This is a genomic window from Croceicoccus mobilis (assembly GCF_001661965.1).
Lineage (GTDB): Bacteria > Pseudomonadota > Alphaproteobacteria > Sphingomonadales > Sphingomonadaceae > Croceicoccus > Croceicoccus mobilis.
The window spans coordinates 60976-80215 of the sequence record NZ_LYWZ01000020.1; the positions used below are offsets into that span (position 1 = coordinate 60976).

At 59.9% G+C, this 19240-nt stretch carries 16 protein-coding genes; 10 read left to right on the plus strand and 6 right to left on the minus strand.

The genetic code is table 11. From position 1 onward, the window contains the following. Positions 1-2 precede the first annotated feature (2 nt). From gcvPA to A9D13_RS05395, 4 genes are read left to right on the plus strand one after another with little or no spacing between them, the layout of a single operon-like run. On the plus strand, positions 3-1364 hold the full coding sequence (gcvPA, locus tag A9D13_RS05380; RefSeq protein ID WP_066771156.1) for an aminomethyl-transferring glycine dehydrogenase subunit GcvPA: 1362 nt from the start codon (positions 3-5) through the stop codon (positions 1362-1364). Next, entirely contained in the window at positions 1361-2962 is a 1602-nt protein-coding gene (gcvPB, locus tag A9D13_RS05385) for an aminomethyl-transferring glycine dehydrogenase subunit GcvPB (RefSeq protein WP_066771159.1), read from the plus strand. The genes gcvPA and gcvPB overlap by 4 nt, the downstream gene beginning before the upstream one ends. Before the next feature lie 4 nt (positions 2963-2966). After that, positions 2967-3440: a methyltransferase family protein gene (locus tag A9D13_RS05390; protein WP_066771162.1), complete on the plus strand. Its 474-nt coding sequence runs from the start codon at positions 2967-2969 to the stop codon at positions 3438-3440. After that, positions 3421-4083, plus strand: coding sequence for a DUF938 domain-containing protein (locus A9D13_RS05395; protein ID WP_066771163.1), 663 nt, complete (start codon positions 3421-3423; stop codon positions 4081-4083). The genes A9D13_RS05390 and A9D13_RS05395 overlap by 20 nt, the downstream gene beginning before the upstream one ends. A 70-nt stretch (positions 4084-4153) precedes the next feature. Here A9D13_RS05395 and A9D13_RS05400 read toward each other — a convergent pair whose 3' ends face one another. Together A9D13_RS05400 and A9D13_RS05405 are read right to left on the minus strand one after the other, a co-directional pair. Beyond that, positions 4154-4267 carry an entericidin A/B family lipoprotein gene (locus A9D13_RS05400; protein ID WP_373288754.1) on the minus strand — a complete coding sequence of 38 codons (114 nt, stop codon included), beginning with the start codon at positions 4265-4267 and terminating at the stop codon, positions 4154-4156. A 114-nt stretch (positions 4268-4381) separates the two neighbouring features. Further along, positions 4382-5326 (minus strand): DMT family transporter, encoded by a 945-nt coding sequence (locus tag A9D13_RS05405; protein ID WP_229665375.1) that lies wholly within the window; start codon positions 5324-5326, stop codon positions 4382-4384. 110 nt (positions 5327-5436) lie between these two features. Here A9D13_RS05405 and A9D13_RS05410 point away from each other — a divergent pair, with 110 nt between their 5' ends. Then, positions 5437-5655, plus strand: coding sequence for a hypothetical protein (locus A9D13_RS05410; RefSeq protein ID WP_066771167.1), 219 nt, complete (start codon positions 5437-5439; stop codon positions 5653-5655). Between the two features lie 61 nt (positions 5656-5716). Here the strand turns inward: A9D13_RS05410 and A9D13_RS05415 are convergent, their stop codons facing one another. After that, positions 5717-7222 carry a TadA family conjugal transfer-associated ATPase gene (locus A9D13_RS05415; RefSeq protein WP_066771168.1) on the minus strand — a complete coding sequence of 502 codons (1506 nt, stop codon included), beginning with the start codon at positions 7220-7222 and terminating at the stop codon, positions 5717-5719. Between the two features lie 218 nt (positions 7223-7440). Between A9D13_RS05415 and A9D13_RS05420 the strand changes: the two genes are divergently transcribed. The 5 genes from A9D13_RS05420 (at position 7441) to A9D13_RS05440 (ending at position 14643) form a co-directional block, all read left to right on the plus strand. Then, entirely contained in the window at positions 7441-9279 is a 1839-nt protein-coding gene (locus A9D13_RS05420; RefSeq protein ID WP_156521932.1) for an ABC transporter ATP-binding protein, read from the plus strand. Between the two features lie 143 nt (positions 9280-9422). After that, the gene (locus A9D13_RS05425) at positions 9423-10529 is read left to right on the plus strand and encodes a glycosyltransferase (protein ID WP_066771180.1); all 1107 of its coding nucleotides are present in this window, start codon (positions 9423-9425) and stop codon (positions 10527-10529) included. Between the two features lie 35 nt (positions 10530-10564). Next, the gene (locus tag A9D13_RS05430) at positions 10565-11425 is read left to right on the plus strand and encodes a sulfotransferase family protein (RefSeq protein WP_066771182.1); all 861 of its coding nucleotides are present in this window, start codon (positions 10565-10567) and stop codon (positions 11423-11425) included. After that, on the plus strand, positions 11415-13607 hold the full coding sequence (locus A9D13_RS05435) for a glycosyltransferase family 4 protein (RefSeq protein WP_066771189.1): 2193 nt from the start codon (positions 11415-11417) through the stop codon (positions 13605-13607). The genes A9D13_RS05430 and A9D13_RS05435 overlap by 11 nt, the downstream gene beginning before the upstream one ends. A gap of 10 nt (positions 13608-13617) precedes the next feature. After that, the gene (locus A9D13_RS05440; protein WP_066771191.1) at positions 13618-14643 is read left to right on the plus strand and encodes a glycosyltransferase family 4 protein; all 1026 of its coding nucleotides are present in this window, start codon (positions 13618-13620) and stop codon (positions 14641-14643) included. Positions 14644-14655: 12 nt separating this feature from the next. On the opposite strand, the gene A9D13_RS05445 is transcribed toward A9D13_RS05440, so the two are convergent. The 3 genes from A9D13_RS05445 to A9D13_RS05455 are packed head-to-tail and all read right to left on the minus strand — an operon-like array spanning position 14656 to position 19236. After that, positions 14656-15816, minus strand: coding sequence for a glycosyltransferase family 4 protein (locus tag A9D13_RS05445; protein WP_082922136.1), 1161 nt, complete (start codon positions 15814-15816; stop codon positions 14656-14658). Next, positions 15755-17503, minus strand: coding sequence for a glycosyltransferase family 39 protein (locus A9D13_RS05450; RefSeq protein ID WP_066771195.1), 1749 nt, complete (start codon positions 17501-17503; stop codon positions 15755-15757). The genes A9D13_RS05445 and A9D13_RS05450 overlap by 62 nt, the downstream gene beginning before the upstream one ends. Beyond that, complete coding sequence (locus A9D13_RS05455; RefSeq protein ID WP_172808109.1) at positions 17500-19236, minus strand: ArnT family glycosyltransferase; 1737 nt, start codon at positions 19234-19236, stop codon at positions 17500-17502. Before A9D13_RS05455 ends, A9D13_RS05450 begins: the two co-directional genes overlap by 4 nt. Positions 19237-19240: the final 4 nt, after the last annotated feature.

Genomic DNA, 19240 nt, shown 5'->3' on the forward strand with positions numbered 1-19240 from the left:
CGATGCGCTATCTACCCCTTACCGAAACCGATCGCAGCGCCATGCTGGAAAAGATCGGCGCCAGCGACATCGATGCGCTGTTCGCCGATGTCCCGGCAGAGGCCTTGCAAAAGACCCCGATCGCCGGCCTGCCGCTGCACGCCAGCGAGATGGCGGTCGAACGCCACATGAAACGGCTGGCCGCGCAGAACCTGTCTGCCGCCGATGCGCCGTTCTTTCTGGGCGCGGGCGCCTATCGCCACCATGTCCCGGCGACGGTCGATCACATCATCCAGCGCGGCGAGTTCCTGACCGCCTATACGCCCTATCAGCCGGAAATCGCGCAGGGCACACTGCAGGTCTTGTTCGAGTTCCAGACGCAGGTTGCCCGCATGTTCGGGACCGACATCGCCAATGCCTCCATGTATGACGGTTCGACCGCGTGCTGGGAAGCGATCGCGATGGCGGGCCGCATCACCAAAAAGAGCCGTGCCGTCATTGGCGCGATCCATCCGCATTATCTCGCCACCTCGCAGACCATGGCGCGCTTTACCGGCGATACGCTGGTGCCGGTCACGCCGGTGCTGTCCGCCGATGCAGGTGAGGACGCGGTCATCGCCGAGATCGACGAGACGACCTCTGCCGTGGTGGTGCAATATCCCGATATTCTGGGCCGCATTCCCGACCTGCAGAAAATCGCCGACGCTGCGCATGAGAAGGGCGCGCTGCTGATCACCGTCGTGACCGAGCCGGTTGCGCTGGGTCTTCTTGAAAGCCCCGGATCGCTGGGCAGCGATGTCGTCGTGGGTGAGGGGCAGTCGCTGGGTGTCGGCCTGAATTTCGGCGGGCCTTATCTGGGCCTGTTCGGCGCGCGAGAGAAATATACCCGCCAGATGCCGGGCCGCCTGTGCGGTGAGACGGTCGATGCCGATGGCAAGCGCGGCTTCGTCCTGACGCTTTCCACCCGCGAACAGCATATCCGCCGCGAAAAGGCCACCAGCAACATCTGCACCAACTCGGGGCTTTGTGCGCTGGCGTTCTCGATCCACATGACGCTGCTGGGCGGTGAAGGGCTGGGCAAGCTTGCCGCGATCAACCACGCCCGCGCGGCCCATGCGGCCAAGCGGCTGGGCGCGATCAAGGGTGTCGAGCTGGTCAACACAGGCGGCTTCTTCAATGAGTTCACCCTGCGCCTGCCCGGCCATGATGCGCGAGAGATCGCTTTCCGCCTGACCAAACGCGGCATCCTGGGCGGCGTTTCGATGGGCCGCCTGTTCCCCGACCATGACGAAATGGGCGAAGGCCTGCTGGTCTGCGTGACCGAAACCGTAAGTGACGAGGATATCGGCCTCTTCGCCGATGCGCTTGAGGAGGAACTGGCATGAACGCCCCGAACAAGAGCGGCTGGAAGCCCGAAATGGGACCGGCATCGGATGGCGAAGCGCCTGCCACCGCAAGCGGCGATTACGCGCTGGCGCTGGAAGAGCCCCTGATCTTCGAACTTCGCGGCAAAGGAAAGTGCGGTGTCGATTTCGATTACGATCCCGGCGAACCTTCGCCCGAGATCGCGAAATTCGTCCGCAAGAAAGACGTGGAGCTGCCCGCGCTGGCGGAGCCGGAGACGGTGCGTCACTATACCCGCCTGTCGCGCCAGAACTATGCCATCGATCTCGGGCCCTTCCCGCTGGGTTCGTGCACGATGAAGCACAACCCGCGCCTCAACGAAGCGGTTGCGCGGCTGCCCGGTTTTGCCGACATCCATCCGCTGCAGCCGATGGACACGGTGCAGGGCGCCTTCGCGGTGATCGAGCAGCTTGCCGACTGGCTGATGAAGCTCACCAATATGAGCGCTGTCGCGATGAGCCCCAAGGCGGGCGCGCATGGCGAATTGTGCGGTATCCTTGCGATGCGCGCTGCGCTGGAAGCGCGCGGCGATGCGCGGGAAGTCGTCCTCGTCCCCGAAAGCGCGCATGGCACCAACCCTGCGACTGCCGCCTTTGCCGGTTACAAGGTGGAGAATATCCCCGCGACCAAGGACGGGCGCGTCGATCTTGCGAAGCTGAAAGAACGGCTCGGCCCCGATGTCGCGGGTGTGATGATCACCAATCCGAACACCTGCGGATTGTTCGAACGCGACATGAAGGCAATCTCCGACGCGGTGCATGCCGCGGGCGGGCTCGTCTATTGCGACGGCGCGAACTTCAACGCCATCGTGGGCAAGGTGCGTCCCGGCGACCTTGGCATCGATGCGATGCATATCAACCTGCACAAGACCTTCTCCACCCCGCATGGCGGCGGCGGTCCGGGTAGCGGGCCGGTGGTGCTGTCGGCGGCGCTTGCCCCGTTCGCCCCGATCCCCTTCCTGCGCCGCGACGACAAGGGCCGCCTGCGCATGGTCGAGGAGCGTTCGGCCAAGACCCATGCGCCCGAAAGCTTTGGCCGCATGGCCGCATTCCACGGGCAGATGGGCATGTTCACCCGCGCGCTTGCCTATATTCTCTCGCACGGTGCCGACGGCCTGCGGCAGGTGGCGGAAGATGCGGTGCTGAACGCGAACTATGTGCTGCGCAGCCTTGAGGACGTGCTGGACGCGCCCTACGCCGACGCTGGCCCGTGCATGCACGAAGCTTTGTTCAGCGACGACAACCTGCCCGATGGCATGACCACGCTGGACATCGCCAAGGGCCTGATCGACGAGGGTTTCCACCCGATGACGGTCTATTTCCCGCTGGTCGTCCATGGCGCGATGCTGATCGAACCGACCGAGACCGAGAGCAAGATCGGCCTCGACCGTTTCATCGGTTCGATGCGTTCGCTGGCCGAGCGGGCCAAGGCCGGAGACGAGACGCTGAAATCCGCCCCCCGCTATGCGCCGCGTCGCCGCATGGACGAGGCGCGCGCCGCGCGTAAGCCCGTGCTGACGTGGAAGGCAGCTCCGGGACAGCCGGGCGAACCTTCATTGAGCGAGATTGGCGGAAGCTGATCCCATGGCGGGGGAAGGCGACACCACGACTTCGGGCGTCCGCTTTCCCCCGCCGCTGATTTTTGCCGGAATGATGCTGATCGGGCGGGCGGTGGATGGCTGGTTTGGTCTCAACCCCGCCATGCCCGGCTTTGTTCAGGCCGTGGGCTGGGGCATTGCGGCGCTCGGCGTGGTGCTGATCGGCTGGGCGATTTTTCTGTTCCTGCGAGCAGGTACCAATCCTGAACCGTGGGCACCCGATGCGGCATTCGTCGCCACCGGCATCTATCGCCTAACTCGCAACCCGATGTATCTGGGCATGGCGCTGGCGCATCTGGGATTTGCGCTGGGCGCCGACAGCCTTGGCATGCTGCTGACCATGCCGGTCGCGGCGGGGCTGGTTGACCGGCTCGTCATCGCGCGCGAAGAGCGGCATCTCATCTGCCGCTTCGGTTCGAGTTACGAGGAATATCTGCGAAATGTCAGACGCTGGTTGTGATGGCGGCGATGCAGGCCATGATCCCGCCGACCGCTGGGAGGGGTTGAAACGCCACGCGCCGGCTACCCAGCGCAATCGCGAGCCGATTGCCGAATGTCTTGCGAAGCTCATGCCCGAAACCGGCACCGTTCTGGAAATCGCCAGCGGATCGGGTGAGCATGCCCTGTTTCTGGCCCGCCGCTTTCCCGCCCTGCGCTGGCAGCCGAGTGATCCCGATGCCGATGCGCTAAAGTCGATTGCGGCATGGAAAGCGAGCGAGGGTGCGGATCTGGCAAATCTTGCCAACCCGGTCGCACTGGATGCCGCTGCGGAAGAATGGCCGGTAGACAGGGCCGATGCGATCCTGTGCGTGAACATGGTGCATATCAGCCCATGGGCGGCGACCGAGGGGCTGTTCGCCGGTGCCGCGCGGCTGTTGCCTGCTGGCGGGATGCTGGCGATTTATGGGCCGTTTCTGGCCAATGACATCGCTATCGCACCATCGAATGCGGAATTCGACCGCTCGCTCAGGCAGCGGAACCCTGCGTGGGGCATTCGCGATCTGGCGGATATCGATACTCTGGCACGGTCGCATGGACTGGACCGGGTGGAGCGTATCCTGCTTCCGGCCAACAATATGCTGCTGGCGTATCGGCGGGGGTAGGGCACGCGGCCCACAACGCAAAACGCCCGCCGGGTAAGGGCGGGCGTTTCGTAATTCGGTATGAGCGATCTCAATTGATCGCGTCATCTCCGGCCTGACCGACGGACTCGATGTCTTCGCCGGCACCCTTGACGGTGTTGCAGGCGGCAGCGGAAAGGGCCAGCGAACCAAGCGCGGTGGCCATGAGAATACGACGGATCATTGATAGGCTCCTGAAAGTTGCTCTTGGGGCAAATAACGCCGGTCGGCCAAACCGGTTCCGGAGCGAAGTTTCAGGCAGGTGACATGGCGAGCCGGTTTACGGTTCCATATTGCGGATGCGGCGGCGGTGCAGGACCTGTTCGCGTACCACGATGATGACGCCTGCCACGATGATCAGCGGAGCGCCCAGCCACAGGCTGGCGGGCGGCACATTGCCGAACAGCCATACGCCATAGGCCGTCGCCGCGATGAGCGAGGCGTAATCCATCACGATCACTGTCGCGACCTGGCCAAAGCGCAGCGCTGCGGTCAGCAAGACCTGCGCCAGCGTACCGGCCACACCGATGGCGAGCAGAACGACATAATCCATGGGATCGCTACTCCAGCCATAGAAGCACGACCAGATGAACAGCCCCGGCACGGTGAACAGCGAGAAATACAGCACGATCACGATGCTGTTTTCCGTGCGCGCAAGGTCGCGGATCTGGATCGAGACGACCGCGACCATGAAGGCAGCGCCAATCGCGATGGCAGCGCCCAAAATTGGGATCGACTGCCCGCCGGTATCTGCCACGATCACCACCCCGCCAAAGCCCAGCAGCACCGCCATCCAGCGCCAGCGGCCCACTTTTTCATGCAGGAACAGTGCCGAGAGGATCACGGCAAACACGGGCGCGGTAAAGCTAAGGGTCGTCGACACGGCCAGCGGCAGCAATATCGGGGCGAGGAAATTCAGCACCATGCCGATGATGCCATAGGTTGAGCGCATGACATGCGCGCCCCAGCGATTTGTCCGCATCACGCCAAGCCCCGTGGTCATGGCAAGCCATGCCAGCAAGATCGGGATCGAGGCTGCCTGCCGCACGAGCATCAGATGCGAAAGCGGAATGTCGCGGTTGTAGCCCAGCTTCACCAGCGCGAACATGGTGGCAAGCGACATCGCCGCGCCCAGCCTGAGCGCGAGCGCCAGCATCGGGCGCTGCTGCGGTCCGCTGCTGGCCTGTGCCGGTTCGGCGTCTTCCGGGGTTGGGGCTTGGGGCATCAGTCCCTATGTGCGCGGCTGTGCCTGCTTATCAAGCAAGATATTTTTGCAGTGCAGCATTATCTGGTTCGCCTTCGACTGGCGAATATCACGCGAAGGGTCTGGCAGGCTTGAACTGGTTTCTCGTTTCCGATGCAGGGCACTGGACGCTTCTGGCGCTTGCCGCCCTGTGCGTCGTGGTAGTGGCGTTGGCAGGGGACTGGCGGCGCGCAAGGCGCAAGAGCCCCGACGCAGTGGGCTGCATGCCATGGACCAGCGTGTTCATGGCCGCCCTGCTGGTGGCGGTGGTCGCCGGCGCGCTGGCGGTCATGACCTGGCTCAAGCCTTGACCGCAAAGCAAAAGGGGCCGCGCACGGGCGGCCCCTCAAAGCTGTTGCCGACAGGGATTTCTTACAGGCAGGCCTGCAGGAAGGCCTGATCGAAACCGTATTGCCGCGCCTTTTCCAAGGTGTAAGGGCGCAGGCCCGAGGAGCGGTGCTCGCCGATGATCTTGCCGTCCTCGCCCTCGTCCAGATATTCGAACTTGAACAGATCCTGCGTGACGATGACGTCGCCTTCCATGCCGATCACTTCGGTGATCTGCGTCGTGCGGCGCGAACCGTCGCGAAGGCGCTTCACCTGCACGATAAGGTCGACCGAATCGGCGATCTGCTTCGAAATGGCGGCCTTGGGGATCTTGATGTCGCCCATCAGGATCATGTTCTCCATACGGCCAAGGCATTCGCGCGGGCTGTTGGAGTGGAGCGTACACATCGAACCGTCGTGGCCGGTGTTCATGGCGGCCAGAAGGTCGAAACATTCCGCGCCACGAATTTCGCCCAGGATGATACGGTCAGGACGCATACGCAGGGCGTTCTTCACAAGGTCGCCGATGGTGATGGCGCCTTCGCCTTCAAGGTTCGGCGGACGCGTTTCCAGTGGCAGCCAGTGGGGCTGCTGCAGGCGAAGCTCGGCCGCGTCCTCGATCGTCAGCACGCGTTCGCCCGGGTCGATCATTTTGGACAGGGCGTTGAGCATGGTCGTCTTGCCCGAACCCGTACCGCCGGAGATGACGATGTTCATCCGGCTCGCACCCGCGATTTTCAGCGCGGTCGCCATCTGTTCGGACATGGAACCCCAGCCGGCCAGATTGTCGATCGTGATCGGCTTTTCGGAAAACTTACGAATCGAGATCGCCGTGCCTTTAAGGCTGAGCGGCGGGACGATGACGTTCACACGTGAACCGTCCTTGAGACGGGCGTCGGCAAGCGGCGTGGTCTGGTCGACGCGGCGACCGACCTGGTTCACGATGCGCTGCGCGATCTGGAACAGGTGCTGTTCGTCGCGGAACTGGATCTTGGCGAGCTGCAGCTTGCCCTTTTTCTCGATGTAGGTCTGCATCGGGCCATTGACCATGATATCGGACACGTCCGGATCATTGAGCAGCTCTTCCAGCGGGCCGAAGCCGAGAAGTTCATCGACCAGCACCTTTTCCAGCGCGAACTGCTCGCGGCGGTTAAGGGTGATCTTGAGCTCCTGCAGCACCTCCGTGATGATGGGGCGGAACTCTTCGGAAAGCTCGTCCTTGGTCAGCGTGGCCGCAGCCTCTGGGTCGACGCGCTCAAGCAGGCGCGGCAGCACCTGTTCCTTGATCTTGTGGACGCTGGCCTCGAAACCCTCGAGCGGCTTGTCCTCGTGGATCGCATTGGTGCGCTCGGCAAGCCGGGCCATCGCCTCGTCGGCGGCATCGGGCTTGTGTTCGGGAAGAGGGGGGAACTGCTCGTCCATGCTGGGCGGTGGCGGCGGCTGCGTACTCAGTGGTTCCGCGCCACCTTTCATCGGCCTGGCGACCCCGAATGCGGGGCGCGATTGGGCACCCATTCCGCCCATTCCGTTTTTCCGACCGAAAGCGTTCATCAAGCCATTCCCTGTCCGCGAGCATGTGATCTGCGACTGGCGAAACTGGGCATTAACCCGTTCACCAATCGCTGACAGGGTTTGGTGAATAAAGTCGAAACCTTGATTTTGTTTTAAGGGATGGCCGCTAGGTGTCGCAATTGCAGCGGGGTATGGAAACCTAGGCATGTTGCCTCCTGCAAGTCGTCAGCCTACGGACAAGGCTTGGAGGGTGGGAATTGCTTTATCTGAGTACGTTTCGTGACCTGTGGCGTTTGCTGGACCGCCGCGGCAGGGCCATTGCAGTCCTGCTGGTGGCGATGTTGTCGATTTCCAGTGCGTTTGAAATTGTCTCGATGTTTTTCCTGTTCGGCTATCTCAACGCGCTGAGCGGCGATGCAGGCGATGGCAGGCTGTCGCTGTTCAGCGAAATCTATTTCCGCTCCGCCGGTTCGTTTGAAGGCGCCGCGTTCGCACTGGTCGCCGGTGTGCTGCTGATCGCCATTTTCTGCTTGAAGAATTTTCTCGGCCTGATCTCATCCTTTGCGATGCTCCGCTTCGCGATGAAGCGGTACGAGCGCGTCGCGCGCGAGCTATTCGACGGCTACCAGTCCATGCCGATCGATGCTTTGCGATCGCGCGGTACGCATGAGCCGATACAGATCCTCAATTCAGTGCTGGTGGTCTTTCGGGGAGCTTTTTTGCCGTTGCTGCAGGCCTGCGCGGAACTGAACGTGATCATCGCAATGCTTCTAACTCTCATGCTGATGGTCGATCCGCTCATCGTTATAGGCGGCGGTGTTCTTTTGGGTTTTGCTGCGGCTTTGTTCCTACGCTCGACCCAACGACTTTCTCTTGCCCTGGGCAAGCGGATGCGGGTCGCCCAGATGAACCTGATGTCGGTCATGAACGAGGCTTTGCGTGGGATCATCGACGTGCGGCTTTCGGGGAACCAGCGCATGATGAGCGACCGATTTGGCGGTGTGGCGGCGGATTTCGGACTTGCCGATCGGCGCGTCAGGGGGCTTGAAATGATACCGCGCGCCATGAACGAACTGGTGCTTGCAGGTGGAATCGGGGCTGCCGCAGTCTGGTTTTCCATGCGGGGGACCGGACTTGCCAGCAGCTTGCCCACGCTTGCCGTGCTTGGCTTTGCAGGCCTTAGGATCACGGCTGCCATGTCTCGGCTGACGCAAGAAGCGCAGAAGATGAGACAGAGCGTGGATGCGCGCGAACATCTGATGCATGCTATAGAGGAAGTCGCTCCCTCGTTGCTTGACCCGAGCAGGCGCAGCCCAACGGCGGGATACGATGACCGCGCTCCGTTGGAGAGGGATGGATCGTTCGACTTCCACGAGAAGATCACCCTTTCAGACGTGACTTTCCGCTATCCAGGCACGCCGAAGCCGGCGATCGAACGCATTTCCCTCACGATTCCGAATGGATCCTTTGTCGCCTTTTGCGGACCGTCGGGCGGCGGAAAGTCGACGCTGGCACTTCTTGTCATGGGAATGCTGCGCCCCGAATCGGGCCAAGTCCGCTGCGATGGCTGGGATGTTAATTCGCATGACCGCAAATGGCATTCGCAGATCGGTTACGTCGACCAGATGCCCTTTATCCCGCCGCGTAGCCTGCGGGAAAACGTTACTCTCGGCCTCGCGGCCGACAAAATCCATGACGATGAGGTCTGGCAGGCGCTGGACCTGGCTGCGATCGCGGATATCGCTAGGCGCCATCCCGACGGCCTTGACATGAAGATCGGCGAGGACGGCTTTACCTTGTCCGGCGGGCAGCGTCAGCGGATCGCTATTGCCAGGGCCCTTTATCGCAAGCCTTCGGTGCTGGTCTTCGACGAGGCCACCGCAGCCCTCGATGTTTCGACAGAGCGTGAAATCACACGGGCCATGGCGAACCTTCGCGGTGACAGGACTGTTATTGCCATCGCCCACCGGCTTAGCACGATCGAGGACGCCGACATGATCTTTATGATCGATGAAGGTCAGGTCGCTGCAAGTGGAACTTATGGCGAGCTGATGGCACAGGAGGAAGGTTTTCGCACGCTTGCGGGCGTAAAATGATGTGAAGGCTTTGGGCCACCAACTGTTCAGGCCGATCGGGGCAAGGCATAAGCAAGGCGATCACGTTGGGGTGGCGCCTTCGTTTTGCACCATCAACGGCCCTTCTCTCGGGCTAGGCCCCGCAATTTTGACGGTTGATTGAGATGCAACGGAACTTCCTGATAGCCGAAACCTGGAAGAAGGCGCTGAAGACACAGCCTCTTATTGCGCCTTGGGCCCGGGCGGGACTGGAAACCAGCCGCAGCATTCGTTCACTTGCCAAACTTTATGCCTCTGGCACTCAGTTTGACCGCAGGATCACCGGGGCCAACCTCGTATCGGTCTGTCACCCCAATTGGCAGGGCGTTCGCTCCGCTTCGGAAGGGCAGGGCGGGGACATGCTCTATCTGCCCGACATGACCGCCAGGGGGGTCGCCAAGGCTGCGGATCTGATCCTCGAGGCAGGTTACACACATGTCGCTTTCAACGGGTTCTGGATTGGCTACGACTGGCTGGCCCGCAGGCTGAAATCGCAGCGGCCATCCATCAGGCTCTTTGGTATCTGGCACGGCTCGTTCGCGCAGGTCACCGAAACCTTTGAGGGGGCGGATGACCTGAAGCGTGTTACCGATCTCGCGCGTGAAGGTGTGCTCGACAGGATCGGTTTCGTGAAGAACGGGATGGAGAAGGTCTTCCGCTATTTCGGAACGCCAGCCGACCTCGTGCTAAACCGGGTTCCGCTCCAGGAACACGCCGTCAAGGAATGGGACGAGAACGCGATCGCGCTAATTCCGTCCGGCCCCAATATCCGCAAGAATTGCCATACCCAGATCATCGCGGCGCTGATGTCGGAATGCTTTGCGGAAATTCATGTAATTGAAGATGAACTAGAGTACCTCTATCTTGACGAACGACAAAGGCAACGCCTGCATTATTGCAAGGGACTGTCGCGGGCCGAGATCTTCGAGCTGATGGCGCGTTCCACGCTGGCCTTTAACGTGACCCTATCCGAGTGCGCGCCTATGGTGGTGCTTGAAGGAATTGCCTTCGGAACGCCATGCCTTTCGGGTAATAACCACGGCATCTACGATAGCAACGAAACTCTGCGTTCAATGCTGCTGGTAAACCGCGAGGACGACGTCTGCGCCATTGTCGACGGGATCCTCGCGATCCGGGAGAACTATCCCGAACTTCTCGCCCAGTTGCATCGGTTCGCAATCGAATATGACCGGATGGCCTCGGACGGTTTCGAGGAATTCCTGAACACTTGATCGTGTTCGAAATCTGAATTGGAGATCGCAGGCCAGTGGCGGGAATTTTCATAGTCGGATGTCAGCGTTCGGGAACGTCGGCGCTATACGATGCGCTCAGTTCGCATCCAAACCTCATCCAGCAGTCCAGCCAGGACAAACGACCGAAGGGTACGCAGAAGGAACTCTGGTTCTTTCAGGAATTCTTTCGTGGCCGTGATGCTAGCCCCCATCGTCCGCATTTTCCGAGCGAAATCGACAGCGAATTCCAGCAGCGCTTTGCCCGCATGGTCGATGGCTTCTGCCAAGATCGTTATGCCGTGGGTAAAAACCGTTGGATCAGCGGGCATCCTCGCGACGCGCTCTACATCGATCAGATACTGCCCCTGTTTGCCGAGGGAGATATCCATGTCCTGTACCTGGTCAGGCATCCTCAGGAGGTTGCGTGGAGTTCGATCAATGCGCCTTGGGCGGGCAACCTCTCGTGGCTTGCCCGTCTGAAGGAGGCTCGCCGTGCCGCGCGGCATTGGGGGCAGTTCGGGGCGAACGCGATCGCTGCTCGCGATGGTCGGCTTGGCCCCAACGTCAAGCTCGTCTGGCACCGTGATCTGCTGATCAATCCCGAGGCGGCGATGAGAGGCATCCTCGAACACGTAGGCGAGGATTACGACGAACGCGTCGTGTCGGCCATCACGAAAACGACGAACAGCTCGTTCAAGGAAAAGACTGATAGCCAAGCAAAACTCTTACAAAGAGCCGACGAGATCGCCCGGCACAAGCTCTTCTGCGCCGCGGTTACAAGCGAAGTTGCAGACTATATGACGGAATTCGGCTTCGAGGATTACGGGAGCCGCAGCAAGATGGGCGGTCTGTATAATGCGTTGAGCCCAGTCTGGTCGAAGAAAAATGCCAGCTGACCAGGTCACGCTGATTGCTCCTTCCGCAAGTGTGACGAAGCGGTCTTACGTCTGCCTCGTCACGAATGAGCTTTACCCGATCACCCACGGGGGATGCGGCACTTTCCTGGCCAATTCGATCGTCGAACTGCTGGGGCGCGGCCAGCCGGTGCTGGTGCTTGCCGATCTGTCGGCTGCGGATCTTGCGAAGTTCAGGCGTGCGCTGGCCTTGCCTGCCGAACAGGACAGGCTGCTTGAACTGGTCTGCGTCGAGGAATGCCTCGTCCGGGGATGCGGGGATCAGTCATTTCCCGTGGCTGACACGCCCCTGCGACTGAGTTGGCGGTACTGGCAGGCGCTCCGCCTCGTACGCAGCAGTTTCGCAATCTCCCTCGTCGAATTTCCTGACTACAAGGGGTGGGCCTATTTTTCGATCCTAGATGCATTGGGTCCAAGTAGGGCGCAATCATCGCCTGTCGTCGTGCGCTATCACCTGCCCATCGAGGAGATCGAATCGATCACGCCGACAGGAGTGATGGACCAGTCGCGCTTCGCTATGTTCCAGCAGGAACGGCAATGCCTGTCGCTCGCCGATGCAGTCCTGTTCTCGTCCGAGGCGATAAGGCGGGAGGCACTCGAATTCTACCGAGGGACCCTCTCGCAGGAGACCACGGTCATCTCGCGCCCTAGCTTCGCCGCATGGGGGCTTGCCCAACGCAGGCCCAAGGCTGACGGTCAACGGCAAAAGGTTCTGTTCTTCAGCCGACTGGCGCCGCAAAAGGGAGCGGATCTATTCGTCGAGGCTGCCATCCGCCTGCTTTCGTCGGGAAAGGGCGAAGGCATCGAATTCGTCGTTGCGGGACCGGACATGATGCAAGCACCGACAGGCGGTTCGATGATCGATTACCTTTCATCGATCATCCCAGCCCGGTTCCGCAAGCAGTTCACTTTTACTGGAAATCTTGACCGCGAAGCCCTGCAGGATCTGCTCCCGGCCGCGCTATTTGCCGTCGTTCCCAGCCGCAGCGAGACCTATTGCTATGCTGTAAGGGAATTGATGATGGCAGGCGTGCCGACAATCATTTCTTCGATCCCGGCATTCGAGGATCTCAAGGCGGCTGATGCCGCGCTAAGCGTCGACCTCAATGCCGAAGCGATCGCAGAGGGCATGCAGGCGTTGCTTGAAGACACAACGCTTCGCAAAAAGTACGAGATTTCGTGGCAGCCACCTGAACCGCTGGGACACATTTACGCGGAGGGAAGGCCTGCAGGCCCCGCACCTGTCGATCATTGCCTAGGGCTTGACGTCCTGATTCTTGCCTCGTCAAGGGATGCTGTGCAGCCCGATTGCCCGTCCGTACTGGCCGCGCGGGCTGCTTCTGCACGTGTCATCGCTGCCTTTCCATCGCGGACCGGGCGGTTCATGCTGTTCGGTCGGCTTTGCGAGCTTATGGACTTGGACACAAGGGCCTATCTGCATGACTTTGAAACAGCAGAAGTCCTTTGCGTTTTGATGGCAGGCGATGAAGTGCCTGCGGACTACCTGTCCAGTGCGATGGAAATGCTCCAGAGCAATGCCAGGCTGGCAGCGGTGGGTGCCGATCCGGTTCCTGTCGGAGAGGGGGGGGACATATGGGATCGACTACCGTGGGACGCCGTGCCCGAATTCATGCCCTTTCTGAAATCCGCGATGCTTTTTCGCTGCGTGACGAAGGGGGATCGAATTCCGCTTACCAAACGCCTGCCGGCACAACTTTTCGATCTTCAGGAGATACACGCGATCTGGAGCGCGCGCGCAAGGGGCGGCGCGCTTGCGCGAATGCCGGGTGTGGCGATCAACATTTCCCTCTCGGAAGAAGAGCAATGGAGCGGGGGCATTGATCCCACTCTAAGGATGATCGGTTTAAGGACTCTGATTGATCGCTTCATAGAGATGCCGGGCCGACTGCGTGTCGCCAAGGGGGTGCAGGCACTTGCCAGCTATGAGCTGCAAGGGGCGCAAGGCGGTGCATTCAACCGAGACGTGCTCAGTGCTGTGAGCCAAGGATACATCCCCGAGGTGCTCGGCTTGCGTTTAAACATGCAGAACCTCGCGTTGATCATGCGCGCCCGGCTGGCCTATCTTCGATCGATCCGGCCAAGAACGGTCCCGGGCTATGTGCACACGTTGAAGGCCATCTTCCAACGGATTAAATTTGGCTAGCCCCTTGCCCATGCATATCTGGATGCCGCTGGTCGTAACGGGCACCGGCTCTGAGGTCTATACGCGCTCTCTTGCCGAGCTGTTGCGTCGGCGCGGGCACACTGTCACGCTCGACATCGTGGCGCATCGTTATCAGTACATGCCCTGGCTGACACCGATTTCCCCGCCTGAATCGACCGATGTCATATTGGCGAACAGTTGGAATGCGGCTGCATTCCAGCGCCGATCCCTGCCGCTTGTATCGGTGTGCCACCTTGTCGTGCATGATCCGCGACTGGTACGGTTCAAGGGCAAGCTGCAAAAGATCTTCCATCGGTATTTCGTGTTGCCGATGGAAAAGGCATCGATCAAGGCAGCGCATGTCAACGTGGCGGTCAGCGCGCTGGTGGCTCGGCAGATGTGCATGATCCTTGGCGCGAAAGATCCCATCGTCATCCTCAATGGGGTCGACACGGACTTCTTCTCTCCCTTGTTCGAACACGCAGGGCCGAGGGAAGAGGTGGCGAAGGGGGACGGTCCCTTGCGCGTGCTCTTTGTCGGCAAGCCCAGCATGAGGAAGGGGATCGACGTCGTTGCCGAAATTGCGCGTCGGTTGGGGAAGAGGATTGACTTGACCTTTGTCGGCAGGCCGCCTGGCGCAACCCTGTTGCATCCGCCGGGAACCTATCTTGGGCCGCTTGACCGCGAAGGGGTCCGCGATGCCTATCGGAACAGCGACTTGTTACTTATCCCTTCCCGCATGGAGGGGCTGCCGCTCGTAGCGCTGGAGGCGATGTCATGCGGTGTCCCGATTGCGACATTTGCAAATAATGGCGCATCGGAAATCGTGACCGATGAAACGGGCATCGTCTGCGGCCAAGAGGACATCGATTGCCTTGTCGCGAGTATCGATGCCTACCGTCGCAATCCGCAAATGCGAATGCACGTTGCACGGTCAGCGCGACGCTATATCCTTGAGCACGCGCGACAGGAATTATGGGTAGACCAGACCGAGGCCGCCTTGCGCCAAGCTATTGCTCTTGCCCGAAAGAACTGAGGCTCGATCGCCTTAGCATTGCCGATTAGCCTTTTCGGTTGTCCGAGCAATCAGTGGATAGGCATTGATAGTGTCTCCAGCTACTCGGTCCCAGCTGTAGATCGCCTTTGCCTGCGCTTGGGAGCGGGCCAGCTGCGCGCATCGCTCGGTTTCGGGCAATGTATCGAGAGCGCGAATGGCATTTGCCCATGCCATGGGATCGGCGGGTGCCAAAAGCGTGCCGGTCACGCCGTTCTGCACGGCATCGCGCAGGCCATCGCAGTCGGAGGCCAGCACCAATCCCCCCGCCGCTGCGGCTTCTGCACCGACAAGGCCAAATCCTTCATATTCGCCATTCGCCATAGGGATATTCGGCACGACCACCGCGAGTGCGGTGTGATAGGCAGCGGTCAGTGCCTCCTTGTCGAGAGGGCCGAGGAAATGAACCCGCCTATCGTTGAGCGCGGCGATTTCCTGATCGCTCCAACCTGTGCCAGCGATATCGAGTTCGATTTCGTCGGGGACGAGTGGGAGCACTTCACGAATGAACCAGCCGCAACCCTTGCGCTCGATGAGGCGGCCCGCAAACAATAGTCTGCGATTATGCGTGCCATTGGCCGGGGGCGCCTCGATATCGGTTGCAAGGGGGACGACCACGCTATGCCAGCCGGTTTCACGCAAAACGTCCGCTGTTGCGTGGGAATTGGCGATCACGGCGGCATTGCGAAGCAGCGATGCACCAAGCCGCAGATAGGCTCCGTAGAGCCTGCCCCTGATCCCGCCGCGCCGATGATAAGCGACATCGGTACCATGAGCGGATATTGCGATGGTGGGCCGTCCGCAGAGCACGGCCAATGCGGCCAGCGGCCAGATTGCCAAATCTGCCAGATGCAGGACCTGCGGTCGATAGCGTGCCGCGACGACGTCCAGTGCTGCGGAGAAGGGGAATGCCAGAAGGCGCCAAGGCGAAGGAGGCATGCCGTCAGAACATCCCGGAAGAGCGATCACAGCAGTGGGGTAAGCCTTTGCCAGGGCCTCGCTCAGCCGCATCGAATAGGTTTCCATGCCACCCATGGCAGGTGCCCATTTGCGCGTGATGAAGAGGATCCGGCAATCCGTCATGACCAGACGATCAATAACCGATCCATAGCCGGCCATCGGGGGCAATGCCGTCCGGCTCGTCAGCGATTTCATTCCAAATCAGCCGTGCTGTAGCCGAGCCTTGATTGGCCAGCTCGTGAGCTCCGCGACTGATTTGAACGATTTCACCTACCTTCAGGGTTTTGTCGTCCAGAGTGAGAGCAGCACCCTCGACCCGATATTCACCCGGGACAAGAAATTCGTGCGCGCCCACTGTCTTTGGCGCGATGGTCTTGCCTGCAAGCAGTACCGGACCCCAGAACCGGACGTAATTGTCCCTGAGCGCAGCCGCATCGCGGGAAAGCAGGATCTTTTCCTCTGGGTTTTCAAGGACGGCGTGAATCATGTAGTCGTTGTCGATCAGCAAGGGGACCGGCCCTGCATTCATGGCCCTGCGATAGGTCTCGACCCCTTCGGCGCGATAACGCTCCAGCCCCCATGGGGTCATGAAGCCGTTAGCCTTGGGAAACGTGCTGATCATGCCGCTATGGTCGAAATAGGAGACTGGGCTGGGAAACATGCGTTCTACACCGGTCACGACTGCGCGCTGGTTGCCCAGAACCTCGCGATCGTCTTTCAGCCATACCGGGAAAGCGGTTACCAGCAGCACCAGGATGATCAGCCATGAACCGAAACGTCGGCTGAGCCATGCGATGGCGGGAACGCAGGCCACACAAACAGGGGCCAGCATGAAGGCATAATAATACCCAGCGGTGTTGCGATAAAAGGCCAAGGTCAGGACAGGTAGCCAAAGTCCGACGAGTGCCAGCCTTGCCGCAGAGGCCAGCCTAGAACGCGCGATCACGAACGGGGCGATGATGATCAATCCGGTCAGGAGCGGTGCGAGGCTGGCTGCCTTCACGATCATCGCCAAGTAGGGCGGCACACCGAGAAAGAACATGTCATGCGTGGAGCGAGTCATGATCTTGCGCGCTTCATGCGATGTGTCTGCAGGATTGCCTGCGGCCGATCTGGCCACCGCGGTGTTATTCGTGGCCGATTCATCCACGTGGAAGCTTCCGGTCGTGAGCGAATGATTGTGCCAAAGGTAGAGTAGTGCGAACACGGCCACCGCACCCAGCCCGGCGAGGATCATCTGAACGGTCATGGTCCGGTCGCGGCCATCGTCGTTCCAGCGCATCCAGCCCACGCCCAGAAAGGCGGGGGTGAATAGGACCGCCTTGATCGTGATCATTCCGGCAAGGCCGATCAGTGCGGCAAGGGCTGCGATGACCCACCAGCTCCAACGCGCGCGGGCGAGGATTACAAGCGCAGCCATGAGGCACGAGGTTACTAGAGGATCGACGCGAAATGACATTCCATGCTGAAGCACGAAGCCCATTGAGAGGTAGCAGAGCGCGCAGATGAGCGCGTTCGTCAGGTGCGTGAAGCGCCGTGCCAGCATTGTGATGCACGCGATGGTGACGATTTCACATGCGAACATCGGGATCCGGGCGACGATGATGCGATCGATGTAATTACCGGGGATCGATGTTAGCCATGCGAAAGCATGGACATGAATAGTCTGCAAGGGGCTATGGAGCTGGCCAAGTGAAAACTGGATCACCTGCCCGTAGAAGTGGAATTCGTCCCAGTTGATAGCACGGGTAAAGATCAGGCTGAACTGCATGCCCAGTAATAATACCATCGCGATCTTGCAGGCCCAGAGGTTGCCGGTCTCCTTGTCGAGAGACGGGGTGAGTTTGGTCGCTGTGGGCTTCCAATTCGTGGTCGAGGTCATGATCTTGGCCAGATAAGAAGGGGGAGGCTGCCGGCTTCGGGGAGATCGGGATTTCGGCCCCAGACAAGCCGGGCGTCTTTATTTCCGATTGCCGAGAAGACGTGTTTGCCTCTCGAGATTTCAAAGACCTCACCCGGCGCTCTTTGAATGCCATCGAACAGAACGGGGGCACCGAGGACTGTATAAGGACCGGGAACCAGAAATTCGCTTGTTAACGGTGGATTGCCGGCCTTGGCATTTCGTCCTGCAACCCAAATTGCGCCCGCAATCTTGATATAGTTTTCTCGCAAGGCATCCGCATCCTCCTTGAGGAAAGTGCTGTCATCCGGATCGTCGAGAAAGGAAAACAGCCACCAGTTCAAAAGAAGCAGCGGAACGGCTTTGCTTTCCATGGCTCGTCGATAGATTGGGACTTTATCGGCGCGGTATTTCTTCATGCCCCAAGGGGTCATGAAATTGTTCATCTTGTCGAAGCCTCCAATCATCCCGGCATGATCAAAATAAGCGACCCTCTCAGGAAAAAGGCGGTGTGCTGTATCAACCAGTTGGTGCTGGTTTCGAATGATCGCGGGGTTCTGCGTGGCGATCGAAGGAATCAAAAGCGCAACAAGTCCGATAGTGACAAACGCTAGGGGCACTCTTCGAGAAATGTCATCGAGAGAAATGGCGCAAGCGCAGCAGACAGGCGCCAGCATGAAAACAAAAAAATATGGAGCGGTGTTTTCATAGAAAATCAGTGTCGTTACCGGGAGCCAGAGCCCCAGTAGAGCTAGTCTTTCGCCATTCTGGAAGGTTCTCCGTGTAGCCAGCGCCCATCCGGTCATCGGCACAAGGGCTATCAATGCCGGCGATGTCAGAAATCCAGTGATAATGAGTGCGAGATTATGAGGCTTGCCTATGAAAAACATGCGCGACGCGGCATCGCGAAGCGTTGAAAATGAAGTGCGGTTAGCGTGGCTTATGCCGGCACTCGAGGCAGCGATTTCGGAAGACGATCTGGCTTCCGGAAGCTGGGGCACTCCTTGGGCATGCCAAATATAGAGTAAAATGAAGCAGGCAATCGCAAAAAAACCTGAGGCGAACATTATCTGGAGATCGCGGACTGGCCTTTCGGCAGTTCGCCAACGCCAGTAAGCAATACCTGCAAAAGCCGTCGCATATAGGACGGACTTGATCGTGATGATCGCGGCAAAACCTGTCAGCCCGCCAGCAATCGCCGCCATCACCCATAGGCGGATCTTCAGGCATTCAGGGCGTGACAGGAGGTAAAGCGCCGACATCAATGCCGCCGTTGCGATTGGGTCTGTTCTGAAACTGAAGCCGTTTAAAAAGACATAACTGGCAGAGATATAGAGCAATACTGCTAGGAGCGCCGCTCCTCTTGATGCAAAGCGCCTTGCTATTCCATGGATTGCAAGGAGCGTTACAAATTCGCAAACGAGCATGAAAATACGACCGACGACTATCGCATCGACGTTGTTCTCGAAAAGTGTCGGCAACCAAGCGAATAGCCTGACATGGAAGGTCTGGAGAGCCCGGTGTAAATGGCCGCGCGCAAACCTGTCTACTTCGAGGTAATAGAAAAACTCGTCCCAATGCAGCGGTTTGTTGAAAACTAGCCAGCCTTGTACGAGTAGGAGCAAGCTCAATCCGGCCCAGCCCCAATTCGCGTCGTTGACGCCCCAAAGCTGGCGCAATTGCCTGAGTTTCAGAGGCCTGAAGCTATTCGCCAATGTC